Annotated in this window: 17 protein-coding genes; 7 read left to right on the top strand and 10 right to left on the bottom strand. The window is 41.1% G+C overall.

The window, feature by feature from the left end; all coding sequences use genetic code 11:
- Window positions 1–92: 92 nt before the first annotated feature.
- Entirely contained in the window at window positions 93–1334 is a 1242-nt protein-coding gene (locus ACNURT_RS19325; RefSeq protein ID WP_419699118.1) for a M56 family metallopeptidase, read from the bottom strand.
- Window positions 1331–1708, bottom strand: coding sequence for a BlaI/MecI/CopY family transcriptional regulator (locus ACNURT_RS19320; RefSeq protein ID WP_419699117.1), 378 nt, complete (start codon window positions 1706–1708; stop codon window positions 1331–1333). Before ACNURT_RS19320 ends, ACNURT_RS19325 begins: the two co-directional genes overlap by 4 nt.
- 185 nt (window positions 1709–1893) lie before the next feature.
- On the opposite strand from ACNURT_RS19320, the gene dprA reads away from it, so the two are divergent.
- Complete coding sequence (dprA, locus tag ACNURT_RS19315; protein ID WP_419699116.1) at window positions 1894–2991, top strand: DNA-processing protein DprA; 1098 nt, start codon at window positions 1894–1896, stop codon at window positions 2989–2991.
- A 14-nt stretch (window positions 2992–3005) separates the two neighbouring features.
- Here the strand turns inward: dprA and ACNURT_RS19310 are convergent, their stop codons facing one another.
- The 5 genes from ACNURT_RS19310 to sppA form a co-directional block, all read right to left on the bottom strand.
- A complete protein-coding gene (locus tag ACNURT_RS19310) occupies window positions 3006–3482 on the bottom strand; it encodes a SixA phosphatase family protein (RefSeq protein ID WP_370995489.1) in 477 nt (158 codons plus the stop codon).
- A 120-nt stretch (window positions 3483–3602) separates the two neighbouring features.
- The gene (locus ACNURT_RS19305; protein WP_370995488.1) at window positions 3603–4268 is read right to left on the bottom strand and encodes a porin family protein; all 666 of its coding nucleotides are present in this window, start codon (window positions 4266–4268) and stop codon (window positions 3603–3605) included.
- Between the two features lie 114 nt (window positions 4269–4382).
- Window positions 4383–5348: a glycosyltransferase family 9 protein gene (locus tag ACNURT_RS19300; RefSeq protein ID WP_419699115.1), complete on the bottom strand. Its 966-nt coding sequence runs from the start codon at window positions 5346–5348 to the stop codon at window positions 4383–4385.
- A gap of 50 nt (window positions 5349–5398) precedes the next feature.
- A complete protein-coding gene (locus ACNURT_RS19295; RefSeq protein ID WP_419699114.1) occupies window positions 5399–7081 on the bottom strand; it encodes a helix-hairpin-helix domain-containing protein in 1683 nt (560 codons plus the stop codon).
- 200 nt (window positions 7082–7281) lie between these two features.
- Window positions 7282–9051, bottom strand: coding sequence for a signal peptide peptidase SppA (sppA, locus tag ACNURT_RS19290; RefSeq protein WP_419699113.1), 1770 nt, complete (start codon window positions 9049–9051; stop codon window positions 7282–7284).
- A gap of 86 nt (window positions 9052–9137) precedes the next feature.
- On the opposite strand from sppA, the gene folK reads away from it, so the two are divergent.
- The gene (folK, locus tag ACNURT_RS19285; RefSeq protein ID WP_419699112.1) at window positions 9138–9617 is read left to right on the top strand and encodes a 2-amino-4-hydroxy-6-hydroxymethyldihydropteridine diphosphokinase; all 480 of its coding nucleotides are present in this window, start codon (window positions 9138–9140) and stop codon (window positions 9615–9617) included.
- A 96-nt stretch (window positions 9618–9713) separates the two neighbouring features.
- Window positions 9714–10091: an Hpt domain-containing protein gene (locus ACNURT_RS19280; RefSeq protein ID WP_419699111.1), complete on the top strand. Its 378-nt coding sequence runs from the start codon at window positions 9714–9716 to the stop codon at window positions 10089–10091.
- Between the two features lie 137 nt (window positions 10092–10228).
- Here the strand turns inward: ACNURT_RS19280 and purS are convergent, their stop codons facing one another.
- From purS to rho, 3 genes are all read right to left on the bottom strand, one after another.
- A complete protein-coding gene (purS, locus tag ACNURT_RS19275; RefSeq protein ID WP_183588183.1) occupies window positions 10229–10486 on the bottom strand; it encodes a phosphoribosylformylglycinamidine synthase subunit PurS in 258 nt (85 codons plus the stop codon).
- Window positions 10467–11189 (bottom strand): CDP-diacylglycerol--serine O-phosphatidyltransferase, encoded by a 723-nt coding sequence (gene pssA / locus ACNURT_RS19270; RefSeq protein WP_419699110.1) that lies wholly within the window; start codon window positions 11187–11189, stop codon window positions 10467–10469. The genes purS and pssA overlap by 20 nt, the downstream gene beginning before the upstream one ends.
- Window positions 11190–11372: 183 nt before the next feature.
- A complete protein-coding gene (rho, locus tag ACNURT_RS19265) occupies window positions 11373–12998 on the bottom strand; it encodes a transcription termination factor Rho (protein ID WP_419699109.1) in 1626 nt (541 codons plus the stop codon).
- Between the two features lie 342 nt (window positions 12999–13340).
- Here rho and pyrF point away from each other — a divergent pair, with 342 nt between their 5' ends.
- The 4 genes from pyrF (at window position 13341) to ACNURT_RS19245 (ending at window position 19260) form a co-directional block, all read left to right on the top strand.
- A complete protein-coding gene (gene pyrF / locus ACNURT_RS19260; protein WP_419702136.1) occupies window positions 13341–14171 on the top strand; it encodes an orotidine-5'-phosphate decarboxylase in 831 nt (276 codons plus the stop codon).
- A 220-nt stretch (window positions 14172–14391) separates the two neighbouring features.
- Window positions 14392–16365 (top strand): prolyl oligopeptidase family serine peptidase, encoded by a 1974-nt coding sequence (locus tag ACNURT_RS19255; RefSeq protein ID WP_419699108.1) that lies wholly within the window; start codon window positions 14392–14394, stop codon window positions 16363–16365.
- A 71-nt stretch (window positions 16366–16436) separates the two neighbouring features.
- The gene (locus ACNURT_RS19250; RefSeq protein ID WP_419699107.1) at window positions 16437–18431 is read left to right on the top strand and encodes a S9 family peptidase; all 1995 of its coding nucleotides are present in this window, start codon (window positions 16437–16439) and stop codon (window positions 18429–18431) included.
- 250 nt (window positions 18432–18681) lie between these two features.
- Window positions 18682–19260 (top strand): C40 family peptidase, encoded by a 579-nt coding sequence (locus tag ACNURT_RS19245; RefSeq protein ID WP_419699106.1) that lies wholly within the window; start codon window positions 18682–18684, stop codon window positions 19258–19260.
- Window positions 19261–19338: the final 78 nt, after the last annotated feature.

Genomic DNA, 19338 nt, shown 5'->3' with positions numbered 1-19338 from the left:
TGCTGCCTTTACATGGAAAAATGCCGAAGCGGTTTTAGCCGTTCAGCAGTTTGTTTAAAAGTAACCTTTTTACTGTCCGATAGATTGAAAAGCTATTTATTATGTTTCAATGTGTCGGATTTTACCCTAATTGTCATCTCAGGTTTAACCTGCTTTGCTGGTCTATCCTTAACATTTATAGCTATTTTTGCAGGAGCTTGTGAAACTGGCTCATCTATTTGAATCTCCTTCATCGCTTTTGACGGAGCAGCTGGAGATGGTGGATCTTTTACAGTTTTTGGTGGCGCAAATTTTATAATAGCTGCTTTAGGATCTTTTACCGGTGGTACAGGCGGTGGAGGTGGCGGACGTTTTGTTACCTGTTTCTTTGGCGGTGCGAATTTCACAACGGTTACCTGGGCTTTTTTTCCAGGAGGGGCAGGTGGTGGTGGCGGTACTTTCAACGGTTTTACCTTAATAACGGTGTCTGCTTGTTGCGGTACCAGATCAACCAGTGCATAAGTTTTGCTGAAACCCAGCGTGGAGGCACAAAGGGCCGCAGCACAAATGGGTACAGCTACAAGGTATTTTAGCCTGGCTAAATTCCCTGAGCGTTTTTGATTTAACATAATTATCCTCTTTTTTAATAAATTATAATTGAAAAATGAAGGTGCAATTGATGAGCCGCTAAGTCCGTACGCATTGTTTACTAAAAACGAAGAATAAGTGAGGGTGTCGTTTTCAAAGGCGGCGGTTTGCTCATCGGCGATGTATTCATGTACGGTTTTAAGGCTGTTTTGCAGCAGGTAAACAAGCGGATTGAACCAGTTAATGATTTTAATAAATTCAAGGAATAACACATCTAATGTATGTTTTTGGCGAATATGTACCATTTCGTGCCGGATAATGGTATTGATACCCTCTGTTTTTGACCCGATAAATAGGTAGTTAAAGAAAGAGAATGCTGTATTGGAGTTTTCGAGCAGTACAATTTTGTATCTGTTGTCGGCTGTTTTGTTTGCAGTTTGTGTGATTTTCACCAGTTTAAACAACTTCAATAACAATAGGATAAGCAATATCATGACCCCTAACAAGTAAGTATAAAAAAGTATATCCAGTATATTAGTCTCTTGGTTTGTGGCCGATGTAAGATATCTTACGTTTATGGTGTTGTGCACGGTTGGTTTTAATATACCCACCTGTACCAGTGGGAGCAAAAAAGATAAGAGACAGCTTAGTAAAAGGTAAGCCCTGTTTAATGTATAATGGGTTTCTTTATTTAGGAGCAAACAATAGCCGGTGTAAAATACAGCGAGATAAATGTTTGCCTCAAGCAGGTAATGCAGCCAGTTCATGATTTTTGATTTTTAAGTTGATCAATCAATGAGGTTAATTCGTCAAGCTCTTTTACACCCAGCTTTTTTTCGTCAACAATAAATGACACCAGGCTTTGATAGGAGTTGCTGAAATAGTTTTTCATCATCTTATCAAACGTAAATTTTTTGTACTGGTCATCAGTAACAAGAGGGTAATAAACATGCGAGTTACCATATGCTTTATGGTCAATAAAGCCCTTACCCTCCAACACCCTCACCACAGTTGATACCGTGTTATACGCAGGTTTTGGATCGGGCATCTGCTCAATGATATCCTTCACAATAGCCTCTTTAAGTTGCCAAAGTATTTGCATCACCTGCTCTTCAGCCTTGGTTAATTCTTTTAAGTTCATAGTAAACTATTTTTATAGTTAGGTTGAATAAAGGTATTAACTATTTTTATAGTTTGCAAACTATTTTTATAGTTTTTTATTTATGCTAATATTTTTAGGATTTTTTTATACTTTAGATGTGAATAGAATTGCGGATTTCAAATACCATCCTGCACATTGAGATTTGGAATTGAACATTATTAATTATGTCATTACTACACAGAGTAGCATTATCATTTGTAAAAAATTTAGGTCCTGTATCGGCTAAATCATTGATCGCTTATTTAGGCAATGAAGAAGAGGTATTTAGATCGCCCGCAGCAAAAATGACCAGGATTCCTGGCATTGGTGATAAAAAAGTGGCCCAATGGAACTTTGATGATGCCCTTAAAAAAGCAGAACAAGAGTTGTTATATATTGAAAAACATGATATACAGCCTATCTTTTACACAGACAGCAGATATCCAAAACGGCTAAAAAACTGCGCCGACTCACCCATATTGCTGTATGCAAAAGGCAATATGGATCTGAACCCCCAACACGTGATCAGTATTGTGGGTACCCGAAACGCTACCGATTATGGCCGCTTGTTATGTAAACAGCTTATTGAAGAATTACAACAGTACAATGTATTAATAGTAAGTGGCTTAGCTTTAGGTATTGATGTTGCCGCTCACAAAGAATGCCTGAAAAACAATATACCTACAATTGGTGTATTAGGACATGGCCTCGACAGGCTTTACCCCAGCCAAAACCGGGCTACAGCCGATAAAATGCTGGAGAATGGTGGTTTGTTAAGCGAATATCCATCAGGGACTATACCCGACCGAGAGAATTTTCCGCAGCGGAACCGCATCGTAGCTGGTATCGCTGATGCTACGGTGGTAATAGAAGCTGGTATAAAAGGCGGGGCACTCATAACTGCCGAAATAGCTAACTCCTACAACCGTGATGTATTCGCGTTTCCCGGCCGCCTGGATGATAAATATTCTGAAGGGTGTAATTTCCTGATACGTAACCATAAAGCGGCTTTACTAACCTGTGTGGCTGATTTGGCCTTTAGCCTGGGCTGGGAAAAAGCAGATAAAGCTAAACCAACTGATCAGTTTGTTTTACCTATTGATCTCTCGAAGGACGAACGGTTGATATTTGACATTTTACAGCAGCATCAATCGCCTTTAGCTATTGATGATTTGACTATAAAAGCCAATATGCCCATGAGTATGCTGGCGATGAATTTACTTAATATGGAAATGCAGGGCTATATTCAATCACTACCCGGGAAAACCTATAAAGTAAGTTAGCTTTTTACCCTAAACTATCCCTTCGGCGAATCATAGAAAGACAGATGTCCGTCTTCATTGCTGATGGAACGCCAGTCGTCATTATCAAAACTAATCAGTGCGATAGCGCAGGTCGGTACATCACGCAATTGACCGGTTAAATAATGTAATAATTGACTTATACCTGGATTATGACCTACCAGGCCAATATACCCATACTCATTGGGCAGATTATTGACTACGTTTACAAGCGTCCGTTCACTTGCATCGTATATTTTTATATCGGTTTGCGATGGGGGCAGTTGTAAGTGCTCTGTAAATATCTGCGCCGTGGTTAAAGTACGTAAAGCCGGACTGGTCACCATTATTTCAGGAACAATAGCCCGATCTTTTAAAACGTCTGCCATCGTTAACGCATCCTGCATTCCGGATTGTTTTAGAGGGCGGTCAAAATCGGCATAACCACTTTCGTGAGTTGCCTTGGCATGGCGAATTAAAATTAGCTTTTTCATGCTTTCAGTATAGGTTTATTTATATAATATAACAGCTAAACTTAATAAGTTTTTTATATAATAAACAAAAAAAGAGGGTTCAAATTAACCCTCTTTTTTTGTTTGTTTTAATAGATTGGATTAAAATGCGTAACCTATAGAAACACCAAATACGCGGGTTTTTAATTTGCCACTGTCGGCGGTTGGGTTTATGTTAGTTAAACCCAGGTCATAATTTACATTAAAAAGCAAGCCGCCTTTCAGTTTAATTCCTGCGATAGCGTTGGCACCATACTCCATAGATTTAATACTGTTGTCGTCATTGCCACCAAATTTAACATCTTCGCTTGCAGTTTGTCCGCTTTGAGGATCGGTTACTTTTATTTTGCCCGAAATTCCTCTTGCAGCGTAAGGTCCGGCTCCAAAATAGATATCACCAACAACCACCGGCACATGATACACAATATTTACAGGTAATTGTAAATAAAGCAGGTTGACTTTTCCTGTACCTTGTTCAATCTCAACATCAACATTTGGATCGCTGTTATCGGTAAAAGAGGCTCCGTTAAATTTTCCGCCCCGGCCGCTAAGGTTAAGAGCAGGTTGTAAGGAAACATTACCAAACTTAAAATCAACAAAAACGCCCGCGTTAAAAGTGGTTAAAGAGTTAGAGTTAGCACTAAGACCGCCAATTGATGCATTTAAAGTGGCAAAGTTAACGCCGCCTTTAATTCCGATTGTTGGTAACTGGGCAAAGGTTACAAGTGATGCGCCCGCTAAAAGCAGGGAAAGTAGGAGTTTTTTCATATAAAGTGATAAGATTAATAATTAACCACAAAAGTAAATAAATTAATCAATCACCCAAGAAAACATTCTATCGATCTGTTTTTTATGTAAGTTCCTGATTATTAGATGATATTTTTATCTGTTCGCGAATTGAACAATTCCATCTTCGGGTATATCATTCATACATTTGAAGTGGCCTAATGGGCATTTTTCCAGACCGAATTTGGAGCATGGACGACATGATAATTCAATACCCGCAACCAGTACATCTTTAACCATATAGGGTTGGACACCTAAAAGATCGGGTACCGTGCCTCCCCAAACAGATACGATGGGTTTGTTAAAAGCCTCTGCAATATGGGTAAGTCCGGTATCAAACCCAATGATGCTTTTAGCCTCAGATACCAGGAAAACAGACTCATCAAGTGTGGTGATACCGCAAGCATTATAAGCGTTAGAACCAACCGCGTGGACAATAATGTCTCCATTAGCCTTTACATCATTACCTCCTAACAATACCACCGGTTGGTTCAGTTGCCGGCAAATACTGATGATCTTATCGTTAGGCATCCGCTTGGTAAAATGTGTGGCTCCAATTACAAATGCCACATATCCAGCCTGGTGCGATGGGGGTAATAAGTTATTTAGTTGATGATTAGCTTTGATATAATAATCTATAGGCTGTCCGTCATTAACCACGCCTAAAAATTTAACTGCTTTAAGGTAACGGTCGACCAGGTGAGTGGGAGGGATCAGCTTTAATTTAAATTTAAGACTGAGCCATTTTTTGATTGGCTGTTTTTTGTATGTTGACGAGCGGATACCTGTACGCAATTTGATAATGGCAGTACGCAAATTATTGTGTAAGTCTATGATATAGTCGTAACGTTCGCTTTTTATTTCATCAATTGTTGCTGATAATGTGGGCTTTAGCAGCAGAAGTTTATCTACATAAGGGTTGCTATCGTAAATATACCGGAACGCTGATTTAGTTAAAAAATGGATCTCGGCTCCAGGTATCTGCTTCTTGAGGCAGCGAACAACAGGAGTGGTATAAATAATATCTCCCATAGAACTAAAGCGGATCACCAGTATCTTCATTTAATTTTGAATTAGTGAATGGTGCGTGGTCAATGATGAGTTTTTGAATTTTAACTTTTGAATTTTGACTTTTTCTCAAATACTTCGGTGATCTCGGATAATGATAAGGCGTTAAGGCACATCTCTTTAAATAAACCGCCTTTACGTGCGGCTAAAACACCGAAGCGCATATCCAGGAAACCTTCTACGCGGTGAGCATCGGGGTTAATGGACAGCCAAACACCTTTTTCCAAAGCATATTGGTGCCAGCGCCAGTCGAGATCGAGCCTTAACGGGTTGGCATTAATTTCGATCACCACATGGTTTGCCGCGCAGGCATCGATCACTTTTTTATAATTGATTGGATATCCGCCTCTACTTAATAATAACCTGCCGGTAGGGTGGCCCAATATGGTAGTATACGGGTTTTCAATGGCTGTTATCAATCTTGAAGTGGCTTTTTCCTCATCCATTTTAAGTATGGAGTGAACGGATGCTACTATAAAATCAAACTTTTGAAGGATCTCGTCCGGATAGTCAAGTGAACCATCATATAAAATATCCGATTCGATACCTTTAAATATGTGAAAGCCTTCAAGTTTTTTGTTCAGATGATCAATCTCCTCATGCTGTTGCAAAACCCGTTCAATGCTTAAGCCTTTGGCGTAAAACGCGCTTTTGCTATGATCGCACATGCCCAGGTATTCCAGTTTTAAGTTATCACGGCAATAAAGCGCCATTTCTTCAACTGTATTTACGCCATCGCTCCAGGTACTGTGGTTATGCAGACTGCCTTTCAGATCGTGTGTAATAATCAACGTAGGCAATTCATTTTTTTCAGCCTTTTCAATAAAGGTAGTGCCCTCACGCAGCTCAGGTTGTATCCAGGCTAAACCGGCTTTGGTGTAAATGAGTTCTTCCGTTTCAGGTTGTCCCAGGGGTACGTTAATTCGCTCCAATACCGCCTGAATATGATCATCTGTACCTGTATTGAGGAATAACTCTTTGAAATAATCGGCCTTATCAACACAAATAATATCAACCAATAAACCGTTTTGCAGCTCGCCCGAGATATGGTTCTCATTCATTGAAACATTGTTCAGGATCTTCGAATCAAGCAGGGCGTTATAAGCAACCTCCTGATTTATACTACCCACAACGATCACAATTTCGGTGATGATCTCATTTAACCGGCGAAATTCACCGGCGAAATGTTTCAGCGCGTCTGGAAAAATAGCTTTTATTTCATCCATTAACTCATTGGCTTCCTTTTCCACCTGGGCAAACAGGAACTTGCCGTTGCTGGCCATCCTGAATTCGATCGCTTTGCGTATCTCTTCCTGGGTTTTAAGACCAAAGCCTTTGGCCTCTATCAGGCGGTTCTCGTTACAGGCATAAAAGAGTTCACCGGTATTTTCAATCCCCAGATCTTTCCAAATAATAGCTACCTTTTTAGGTCCTATACCTTTAATTCCCATCATTTCAACCACACCTACCGGGGTATTATCCAGTAATTCCTGCATTTCGGCAATGGTGCCTGTTTCAAACAGTTCGATGATCTTGGATGCAATGCTTTTGCCAATACCATCTACTTTTTCCAGTTGTTCCAGTGTTTTACCGGCAATAGGGAAGGGCAGCTTATCAACTTTAAAGGCGGCATTGGCCACCGATTTTATTTTGAATGGATTACCCTCATGCAGTTCCATGAGTTGTGATAGTAAACGAAGCGTACGGGCTATGGGTTTGTTTTCCATAATAATATTGAGGTCGGTAAAAATACAAAAAAGCCATCGGAAAATTAGTTCATTGGCTCACTGGTTCATTAGTTTATTGGTATTTACACTGGGAGGATATTGAATAAACTACCAAGAAATTTCATTGCTTTATTCTTTTCCCTAAAAATAAAAAAAGCTGCCCATACAAGCAGCTTTAATCAAAATATAAACTGGAAAACTTATTTTATTTCTATACTGTAAGGCATACGTGCCTGCGGGGTGCGCATCATTTGGGTAACACCTTTAATTTGTTCGTAAACTTTATAATTATCACCCAGTTCCGATTGTAATATACGGGTGCGTGCCTCGGCGGTTACATCGCCGCTTAGCTGGTTAAGGAAGCTTTTTTGCTCAGGATAGGCTACCAGCTTGTAGTTTTTAATATTGGCTTTTTTAGCGGCAGATGTTATGGCATCGTTGATATTGCCCAGGCGATCAACCAGTCCATTTTTTAATGCCTGTTCGCCTGTCCAAACCCGACCCTGACCTATGCTGTTAATATATGCCTGTGTTTTGTGGCGACCATCGGCGACGGCTTTGGTAAAATCATCATAACCCCGGTTTACGTTGTTTTGAAGCAGTAGTTTTTCTTCGGGGGTTAAGGGGCGGCTTATATCACCTAGGTCAGCATACTTGCCGGTTTTTACACCATCAAAAGTAACGCCCAGCTTATTGTTAAAAAGCTTTTGCATATTGGGTAAAATAGCGAAAATGCCTATTGATCCGGTAATGGTATTGGGCTGCGCGATGATCGAATCGGCTGCGCATGAAATATAATAACCGCCCGATGCCGCTAAATCGCCCATGGAAACGATGATTGGTTTTACTTTTTTGGTGAGCATAACCTCGCGCCAGATCACATCTGAGGCCAGGGAACTACCTCCTGGAGAGTTTACACGAAGCACAACCGCTTTTACTTTATTGTCAAGCCTTACTTTGCGCAGGGCTTTTGATATTCTTTCGGAGCCGATGGTGTTGTCATCACCTTCACCGCCAGAAATTTCGCCCGATGCATAAACAACAGCTATGCGGTTTTTGGATGATGCGGCCTCGTCTTTATTATCATCAGCATTGCTTTTGGTATAGTCGGCCAGTTCCACACTGTTCAGATCGCTTTTTTTCTCGATGCCGGTGCGTTCTTTCAGGTCGTCCAGTATTTCATCTTTGTATTTTAAACCGTCTATCAGCTTTAATTTAACAGCATCTTCCGGTAATTGTACCCGGGCATTATTGGCATAGTTAAATAAAGAATCTTTATTAATACCCCTGCTTTTGCTGATGCCGGTTAAAAAATGATCGTACAGCGAGCCGAGGTAGGAGGTAACCTGCAGGCGGTTGGCATCGCTCATTTTAGTAAGGAATAAGGGCTCAACAGCGCTTTTGAAGGTGCCTACTTTAATGATCTGTATTTCAACGCCGAGCTTATCAAGCGCTCCCTTTAAAAAAGTAACCTCAGAATTAAAACCCTTAAGTTCAAAGATGCCTTTAGGGTTCATATAAACCTTATCGGCAACTGATGCCAGGTAATAAAAGCCTTGTGTGTATACTTCGGAGTAAGCTATGATGAATTTGCCCGATTTTTTAAAGTCGATCAATGCGTTCCGGATCTCTTCGGTAGTAGCCTGGCCAGATACCATGTAGCTTTCGTCCAGGAAAATACCTTTAATGTTGGGGTCGGTTTTAGCCTTTTTGATATTGGCCAGGATATCATTTAACCCGGTTGCCTTGTCTTTATCAAACCCTAAAAAACTTAGACCGGCCAAAGGGTTATTGGGAGTACGCTCGGTTATGGGGTTTGTAAAGGCCATATGCAGTACCGAATTGGGCTCAACTTCAATTGTTTTATCGCCACTGGCCGAAATTATCCCTATCACAACTAAAACCAAAACAACGGTGATTAAAACTACACCAACAATGGTAGCCAGAACGAATTTGAAGAATTGTTTCATTAATGTTATAAATCTTTTTATCTATGCAAACTTAGTAATTCAATATCGATAATGGTAAGAGCCGTTTCTATAATATTTGTTACAACATGAATGATATTTTTTTGCTTTTAGGCAGTAACCTTGGCAACAGGAAACTGTTTCTGAAACAGGCAATTGACCATATCGAAGCAAAAATTGCCCCTGTTGTAAAGCTATCGTCGGTATTTGAAACCCAATCATGGGGTAAAACCGATGCGCCTGATTATCTGAACCAGGTAGTACAGCTCCGTACTTCGCTGCCTGCAAGGGTATTATTGGAGAAAATACTGGCCATAGAAATTTTGTTAGGGCGCGAACGTAAGGAGAAATGGGGTTCGCGTACTATTGATATTGATATTTTGTTTTACGGCGATGAGGTTATCCAGGAACCAGACTTGAAAGTACCTCACCCCGAACTCCATAAACGGCGGTTTACCCTGGAGCCTTTGGCCGAAATTGCTGCTGCTTTTATTCACCCGATACTGCATAAGAATATTTTACAGCTAAAAAGTGAATTGATAGACGACTTGATTGTAAAAAAAGTATAAATTAGTAAGTAGTGAGTGGTTGATTAAGTTGATTGAGTGGTTGTAATTAACCTAGTCGATTTAATCAACCACACACTCAATCAACTCTTAATAAATATGCTAAATATTTCACCAGACCAGGATCTTGATCTTTCATTTTTGTATGAAATTGCCGATGGCAGTACGGAGTTTATTGTGGAGTCGATAGGTATGTTTCTGCAACAAACCCCGGAATTACTCAGTGAGATTGAAAATTCCCTGGCTGTTCAAGATTGGGCCACCGCCGGCCAGGCCGCACATAAGTTAAAGCCAAACCTGGGTTTTTTTGGTATGCCCATAAGTCAGGAAATTTTACAGGAGATTGAAATAGCTTGTAAGGAAGCGGCACCTAATCTGAACGAGGTTGTGGGAAAATTTAACCAGGTGAAAATGCTGGTTAACACCAATTTAGTTACCCTTAAAAAGATAAAAGAAGAGAAAGAGGGGGAGCTGTAAGCAGAAAGCTTAAGGCTCAAAGCCAAAAACGCAAAACACAGTATAAAAAATTAAGGCAATCAAATTGATTGCCTTAATTTTTTATAAACTCTGTAAGTAAGTTAATTTTACATTTTTCGCTTTAATATGCCTTTAGCTTAAGCTACTTGTTGTATTTTGAAAGTATAGCTTTCCATAATGAGGTTAGCTAACAGGTTTTTGCAGGCCTGATCTACTTTGGCATGAGCGGTTTCGGCGCTGTCGGCTTCAATTTCGAGGGTAATGTGTTTGCCGATACGTACGTTTTGTATTTCGGCTAAACCAAGGTTTTTCATGCTTCCGGTTACTGCTTTTCCTTGAGGATCAAGTATTTCTTTTTTGGGCATTACGTCTATTTCAGCCTGGAACTTTGTCATTTGTGAATTTAAATTGAATTAAAGATAAAGTGATGTATATAAATATCACCACCGGAACTGCCACAAATTTAAAAAATAGAATCAGTATTGCCGAAAACAAGAGCAGTAAATAGCGGAAAATGTTTTTATTAAAATCGCGGTTCTTGAATTTAAGGGACATTAGCGGTATTTCGGATACCAGCAACACACACATTACCGCTACTAAAACAGTAAGTACGTAAGGGTTTAGTATATAAATATCCAAACCGTGATATTGCTGCATAATTAATGGAAGCGAAGCAATAAATATAGCGTTGGCTGGTGTTGGCAGGCCAATAAAACTATCAGACTGGCGGGTATCATTATTGAATTTGGCCAGGCGTAAGGCCGAGAATACCGTTATTAAAAATGCTACATAGCACAAATAAGGACTTATATGGTCAATTTGTGGAGCTTTTAAATATAACTCATATAATATGGCCGATGGTAAAAAACCAAAGCTTACCATATCCGCAAGTGAATCCAGATCTTTACCTATAAATGAATAGGAGTTTAGCACTCTTGAGGCCAGTCCGTCAAAAAAGTCGAATATAGAAGAAAGAAAGATAGCGTAAGCAGCTATGATGAGGTTGCCCTGAAAAGCAAATACTATTCCTATACAGCCGCTAAACAGGTTGGCACAGGTAATGGCATTGGGGAGATGTTTCTTAACGCGCTTCTTCATTATCAGGCCATGAAGTTATCAGGATTTTATTAAGTATTTATGAAGTTACTGATAAAAATTTTATTTGAAAAGAATCAAGAGGCAAGAATCAAGAGTCAGGACAATCTAAATGGGCTTGTCTCTTGGTTCTTGTATCTTGATTCTAAAATCTCATCTACCTATAACTTCAGAAATACTAAAATATTACGAATTCATCGAAATCAAAAACTCTTCGTTGGTTTTTGTGCCTTTTATCTGAGCCTGTAAAAACTCCATTGATTCCTGCGAATTCATATCGGCAAGGTGGTTACGTAATATCCAGATGCGTTGTAAGGTGTCGCGATCAAGCAGTAAATCATCACGGCGTGTACTTGAAGCGGTAATATCAATAGCAGGGAATATACGTTTGTTTGAAAGTTTACGGTCCAACTGTAACTCCATGTTACCTGTACCTTTAAACTCTTCAAAGATAACCTCATCCATTTTTGATCCGGTTTCGGTAAGGGCTGTAGCAATAATGGTTAATGAACCGCCATCTTCAATGTTACGGGCTGCACCAAAAAAGCGTTTTGGCTTGTGCAGCGCGTTAGCGTCAACACCACCTGATAATATTTTACCGGATGCCGGTGCAACGGTGTTATAAGCACGTGCCAAACGGGTGATAGAATCCAGTAGGATCACTACATCATGACCGCACTCAACCATACGTTTTGCTTTTTCTAATACGATGTTGGCAATTTTTACGTGACGCTCTGCTGGTTCATCAAAAGTTGATGAAACCACTTCGGCGCGTACGCTGCGGGCCATATCGGTCACCTCTTCCGGGCGCTCATCAATCAGCAATATGATCAGGTAAACTTCGGGGTGATTTTTAGCTATAGCATTGGCCACATCTTTTAACAACATGGTTTTACCTGTTTTTGGCTGGGCCACAATTAAACCACGCTGACCTTTACCAATTGGCGAAAAAAGATCCATGATACGGGTTGAATAGTTGCCGGCATCTGTAAATAGGCTCAGTTTTTCTGATGGGAAAAGTGGTGTTAAGTGATCAAAAGGTACACGGTCACGCACTTCGGCCGGGATACGGCCATTAATGGCTTCCACACGTACCAGCGGGAAATATTTTTCGCCTTCTTTTGGCGGACGGATGCTACCACGAACGGTGTCACCGGTTTTAAGGCCAAATAGTTTTATCTGTGATTGCGATACATAAATATCATCGGGCGAGGTAAGGTAGTTATAATCTGAGGAGCGTAAAAAGCCATAGCCATCGGGCATAATTTCCAATACGCCTTCATTTACTATTACGTTATCAAAATCAAGGTTAATAGCAGGTTCCTGGGCTTTTTGCTGAGGTTGATTGCCATTACCATTGGCGCGTCTGTCAAATTTTTGCGGGCGGCCTTCGGTAGCAGGCTCATCGCTTCTGGCAGGGGCTTCACCTTGTTGAACCGGGGATGCATCATCAGCAACGGCTATAGCAGGTACTTCGTTCTCCGTTTCTTCAGTTGGTTCTTCATCCTGTACATCAAACAGGTTGGTATCATCTAAAGGTACTTCAACACGTGGTTGTGTTTTGGGTTTTAATACACGGGTTCTTTTGCGTGTTTTGTCTCCAGTTTCGGCCGCAGGGGCGTTAGTAGGAGTATAGTTTGACTCAACAATATTTTGTTGGGCTCGGGCAGCCTCAATAAGCTGTTGTTGTTCAATAATGCGGGATATTAACTGTGGCTTTCTGAGCTCGTCGGCCTCGGCAATACCTAAATTTTTTGCAATTTCGCGCAACTCAGAAACGAGTTTGTCGTTCAATTCTATTTTATCAGACATGATATGAATTATAGTTCAATGGGATTTTTAATGTTGTAATTTGTTTTCTTGACGGTAATAAGGCCTCATGCGCGTTTGGTGGTTAAGCATGAAGAATTATTAAAAGAAATTGATCTTGAAACTTTGTATAAGTAAACATCCAAATCCAGGTAAATATTATTGTAATAAATAACGTGGGGTTTTAAATTGTTTCTTTAGTGCAAGAAAAATTCAAAGGAAAACGCTGCAATTGTAATCAAATAATTTATAATTTCAAATTAATTAAAATAAATATCTCCTAATTGACCGCATATAAGCTAATTTTTTAGTTTTTTTGACATTCAAAATATTTAAGCATTAATGATTTCACGCGCCCGGCTAATTGAACAGATCAAACAGAAAAAATCATTTCTATGTGTTGGTCTGGATACTGATATTAATAAGATCCCCGAATTTTTAAAAGATTACCCCGATCCTATTCTGGAATTTAATAAAAGGATCATCGATGCCACCAAGGATCTTTGTATCTCCTACAAACCTAATGCCGCTTTTTATGAGGCCTATGGATTAAAGGGTTTGCAAAGCCTCATCGATACCTGGAAGTATTTGCCTACCGATACTTTAAATATAATAGATGCTAAACGGGGCGATATCGGTAATACCTCTGATAAATACGCGCAGGCTTTTTTTGATGAAAAAGCATCGGGTATGAGCTTTGATGCCATTACCATTACGCCTTATATGGGTAATGATAGTGTGACCCCGTACCTGGCTTACGAGGGAAAATGGATCATTTTATTGGCGCTTACCTCATCGGTAGGCAGTAAAGATTTTCAATACCTGCAAACAGGCGATGGGTATTTGTATGAAACTGTGATACAAAAGGCCAATACCTGGGCTGGTGCCGACAGGATCATGTATGTGGTTGGCGCTACCAAAAGCACCGAGTTTACCAATATCCGTAAGTATGCCCCTGATAACTTTTTACTGGTTCCGGGTGTTGGCGCACAGGGCGGCAGTTTGGAAGAAGTATGCCGATATGGCATCACCAAAGATTGCGGTTTGATCGTGAATGCTTCCCGTTCTATTATCTATGCCGGTAACGGGAAGGATTTTGCCGATGCTGCCCGTGCCGAAGCACAACGCATGCAGCAACAAATGCAGGTGGAACTGGAAAAGGCCGGGGTGATATAAAGTTGTCTGAACTCGAATTTACAGAATTTTTGAATTTACAGAATTAGAATAATTCTAAGACCAACGGTAAAAAATTCCAGTAATTCAAAAATTCGATAAATTCGAGTTCAGACAAATTATGCTTAGTCAAAATCATGTAAATCATTCAATCCCGATGATTGCGGTTCAGGCAAATTGTTTGGCATAATTGCTAAATTACATCACTATATACCTATGTTGTATGAAAAGAACCTTATTATCTCTTATTACTTTATCCATTTCCTTTTATGCTTTTGCCCAGCAGGAAAAGAAACCTTTAAAGCCAATTGATTTTTACCGTATACCGGCAGTGAGCGATCCGCAGCTTGCTCCTGATGGTAAGTGGGTGGCTTACAGCGTATCAACCGTTGATACGGCTAAGGACAAACGTGTTTCGCACCTGTGGATGCAAAGCTGGGATGGCAAAGAGTCAATAGAGTTGACACATGGCGATGAAGCAGCTTCATCGCCCAGGTGGAGCCCAGATGGTAAGTACCTGGGCTTTCTTTCTTCGCGCGATTCCAAAAACGGTTCGCAGCTTTGGCTGATAGACAGGCGTGGGGGGGAGGGCTTTAAACTGACGGATGTAAAAGGTAGCCTGAGCGAATATGCCTGGTCGCCGGATAGCAAGAAAATAGTAATGGTAATCGGTGATCCGGAAAACAAAGGCAAGGAGGCACCAAAAACACCCAAACCTATTGTGATCGACCGCTATCACTTTAAACAGGATGTAGAAGGCTATTTACAACAATTGCATGATCATTTGTATCTGATTGATGTAAATACTAAGAAACTCGACACGCTTACCAAAGGCGATAAAGATGAAAATGAGCCGGTATGGTCGCCAGATAGCCGGACAATCGCCTTTGTAAGCAACCGCACCGTTGACCCTGATAAAAATCAGAATAAGGATATATTTACTATTGATGCACGGCCCAATTCAACCATGCTGCAGTTGACCACCTGGAAAGGCCGCGACAGCAACCCGCAATGGAGCCCTGATGGTCGATATATCTCTTATCTGCGCAGTACAAGTGATGCTGATTATATGATGTATGATCAGAATGTGTTATGTATCATGGATGCGGTTGGCTCCAACAACAGGGTGTTGACGTCGCAGCTCGACAGGCCTGTTTCTGACCAAACCTGGGGTAAAGACAATAAAAATATATCATTTTTAGTAACGGACGACCGGCAGCGTTACCTGGCCAGTATTAATATTAACAGCGGCAAAATAGCAACGGTAAGCAAGGGGATGTTTGGTATCACTGATATTAATACCAATTTGTCTGGTAACTGGGTGGTGGCCAAAAGCGATCCGTATACGCCTGCAGAAATATTTGCTTTGGAAGGTGAAAAGCTTCGCCGTTTAACCTTTCATCATCAAAATTGGCTGAATACGGTAAAGCTGGCCCATGTATCTGGTTTCCAATCGAGTAGCGTTGATGGTACGCAGGTATCGGGGATATTATTTACACCGGATAGCATCCCCGGTAAAAAATGGCCGTTGATATTGTTTATACACGGCGGCCCTGTAGGGCAGGACGAATATACCTTTGATGCTACCCGACAAATGCTTGCTGCAGCGGGTTATGCCGTAGCCGGCGTAAACTACCGGGGCAGCAATGGCCGTGGTCTTGATTATTGTAAAGCCATATACGCTGACTGGGGTAATAAGGAAGTAAAAGACTTGTTAGGCGCTGTTGATCACCTGGAAAGAATGGGAATTGCTGATCCTGATCATTTAGGTATTGGCGGGTGGAGCTATGGAGGTATCCTGACCGATTATACTATCGCCTCAGATACCCGTTTCAAAGCGGCCGCCAGTGGTGCGGGTAGCGCTTTGCAGTTATCAGTTTATGGAACTGATCAGTATGTATTACAATATGAAAATGAAATTGGCTTGCCCTGGAAAACTACTGATAAGTGGATCCAGCTATCATATCCGTTCTTTCATGCTGATAAAATAAAAACACCGGTGATGTTTATGTCTGGCCTGCGCGATTTTAATGTACCTACCGTAGGGAGCGAGCAAATGTATCAGGCGCTGAGATCGCAGGGCGTACCAACAGAATTGATATTATACCCTAATCAATTTCACGGCCTTACCAAGCCAAGTTACCTGGTTGACAGGTTGCAACGTTATGTAGATTGGTATAATAAATACTTAAAGTAACTTCCCCCAAACCCCCTAAAGGGGGAGCTTTTTATTGGCAATATGACTACTGAAATATCCGAATAGTTGATATGATGAATACAAAGACATTATTATTTATTTTAGTTGGGCTCTGCAGCAACGCTTTGGCTCAAACGGTTAAAAAACCGTTTAAGCCAACCGATTTTTACCATATCCCTACGTTGGATGACCCACAGCTTTCGCCCGATGGTAAATGGATAGCTTATGGTTTAGCTGAGGTTGACTCGGCTAAGGATAAAAGGATTTCACACATCTGGATGCAGAGTTATGATGGCAAGCAGTCCATTCAGCTTACTTTTGATGATGAGCCATCTTCAACACCCAAATGGAGCCCGGATAGTAAATATTTATCCTTCCTATCCGAAAAAGATTCCAAAAATGGGGGGCAGGTTTGGCTGATGGATCGCAGAGGTGGCGAAGGTCACAAACTAACCGATATAAAAGGAGAGTTACAGGATTACGTCTGGTCGCCGGATAGCAAAAGATTGGCCCTGATTATCAAGGATCCGGAAAATGGGGGGAAACCCGAACCCAAAACAATTGCTCCCATAAAAATTGACCGCTATCATTTTAAACAGGATATTGAGGGTTATCTGCAGCATCGACATGGGCATTTATATGTTTATGATATTGATACCAAGAAACTGGACACTTTAACCCGGGGAGATATGGACGATGATTCGCCGGTTTGGAGCCCGAATGGTAAAACCATAGCCTTTGTAAGTAACCATACCGATGATCCCGACAAAAATGAAAATTCGGACATTTTTACCATTGAAGCCAGAAACGGGGCCGAAGCCAAACAATTAACCACTTTTACAGGGCATGATATTAAGCCCTTATGGAGTCCGGATGGTAAGTATATCGCTTACCTGCGTTCAACCAGCAATGCTGATTATTTTATTTATCAGCATGATGTACTTTGCCTCATGGACGCGGATGGTAAAAACAATAAACTGCTTACCGCGCAATTGGACAGACCGGTGAGCAACCATGCCTGGAGTAAGGATGGTAAGAGCATCGTTTATCTGGTAAGTAATGACCGGATCAGATACGTGGCCCAATATAATTTGCTGCTTCGTAAATCCACCGTAATTAACAAAGGTACCCAATGTAGTTTTGAGACCCTGATAGCCCATTCTCCGGGTAACTGGATAGCCAAGATGACTAATCCGTATATGCCGCATGAACTGGTGGCAATTGAAAATGGCAAAATCCGCCGGCTTACTTTTCATCAGGATAAATGGCTGAGTAGGGTTAAACTGGCTTATGTGAAAGGTTTTCAATCGTTTAGTAACGATGGTACGCTGGTGTCGGGAATATTGTATACTCCGGACAGCGTTGTAACCCAGAAAATGCCTTTTATTTTATATATCCATGGAGGGCCAACGGATCAGGACGAGTTTGAATTTGATGCAACCCGGCAGGTGTTGGCCGGCGCAGGCTATGCTGTTGCCGCGGTTAACTACAGAGGTAGTACCGGCAGAGGCTTAGAATTTACCAAAGCCATTTATGCCGATTGGGGTAATAAGGAAGTAAAAGACCTGCTTGGCGCCGTTGATGAATTAGTGAAAATGGGTGTTGCCGATCCTCAGCGATTAGGCATAGGGGGCTGGAGTTATGGTGGTATACTAACAGATTATACCATAGCTACGGATCCTCGCTTTAAAGCCGCGGCAAGTGGGGCAGGCAGTGCTTTGCAACTATCCATTTATGGCAGCGACCAATGGGTGGTTCAGTATGATAATGAATTGGGTGTTCCGTGGAAGAATGCTGACAAGTATATTAAACTGTCGTACCCATTTTTTCATGCGGATAAGATCAAGACACCAACGCTGTTTATGTCGGGTTTAAAGGATTTTAACGTACCCACTTCCGGGAGCGAGCAAATGTACCAGGCGCTACGGTCACAAGGTATACCAACGGAGCTGGTGCTTTATCCTGGCCAATACCACGGTATCAGTATACCAAGCTACCAGGTGGATAGGGTACAGCGCTATATAGATTGGTTCGGAAAATATTTAGCCCCCCAGCCCCGATTTTAGATGTGCAGTTTTCAGATGTGCGAATATGCAGATGTGCGGATGTAAGCCTTAGATGTGCAGATTTCAGATGTGCAAATATGCAGATGATAATTATGCCCATATCGACTTTAATCCACACATCTGAAACGATGCAGCCTTCAACGAAGCTAATTTGCACATCCGCATATTTGCATGTCTGCATATCCACCCATTGTTAATATGTTAAAAATATCCGCATTAAATAGCTATAGTTTAAGTATAATTTTACCGCATGACTAAACATCGCCATCTGCTTTATCTGTTTGCCGTGCTTTTTGTACCATTGGTACTAACTTCCTGTCATTCGCGTAAGGCTGCGATGAAAGGGCAGCCCGGCGAAATTGTGAAACCAAGGACAGAAATGGCCGATAAGTATTCACAGATCATGGGGGTGGATAGGAGTGATATCCAAAATGGTCGCTTATATACGTTTATTGATCAATGGATGGGCGTTCCTTATAAATTTGGCGGTTTGGATCAGAATGGTGTAGATTGTTCGGGCCTTGTTTTTTTACTGGAGCAGCAGGTTTATGGTATTACCATACCGAGGATGACCAGTAAGCAGATCGCCGTAATTAAACGTAAATACGAAGAAGACCTGAAAGAAGGCGACCTGGTTTTCTTTGATTTTGACGGTAAGCAGTTTAGTCATGTTGGCGTATACCTTCAAAATGGATATGTAGTGCACGCCAGTTCCAGGCGGGGGGTAATTATTGTTCGCCTGCGCGACCCTTCTATATATAAATACTTTTCTCGTGCCGGTTCCATCATAGCCGATACCAGCGTTACAGATGCGAGTGCCGGTAAATAATGTGCAAATGAAATAACTTATTGATAATTTAATCTACACATCTAAAATCTGCACATTTGCACATCCGCATATCTGCAC

Origin of the sequence: Mucilaginibacter sp. NFX135 (assembly GCF_048565145.1) — a bacterium.
Lineage (GTDB): Bacteria > Bacteroidota > Bacteroidia > Sphingobacteriales > Sphingobacteriaceae > Mucilaginibacter.
Note: the sequence above shows the minus strand (reverse complement) of the source record. Positions and strands in the feature narration are given on the sequence as shown.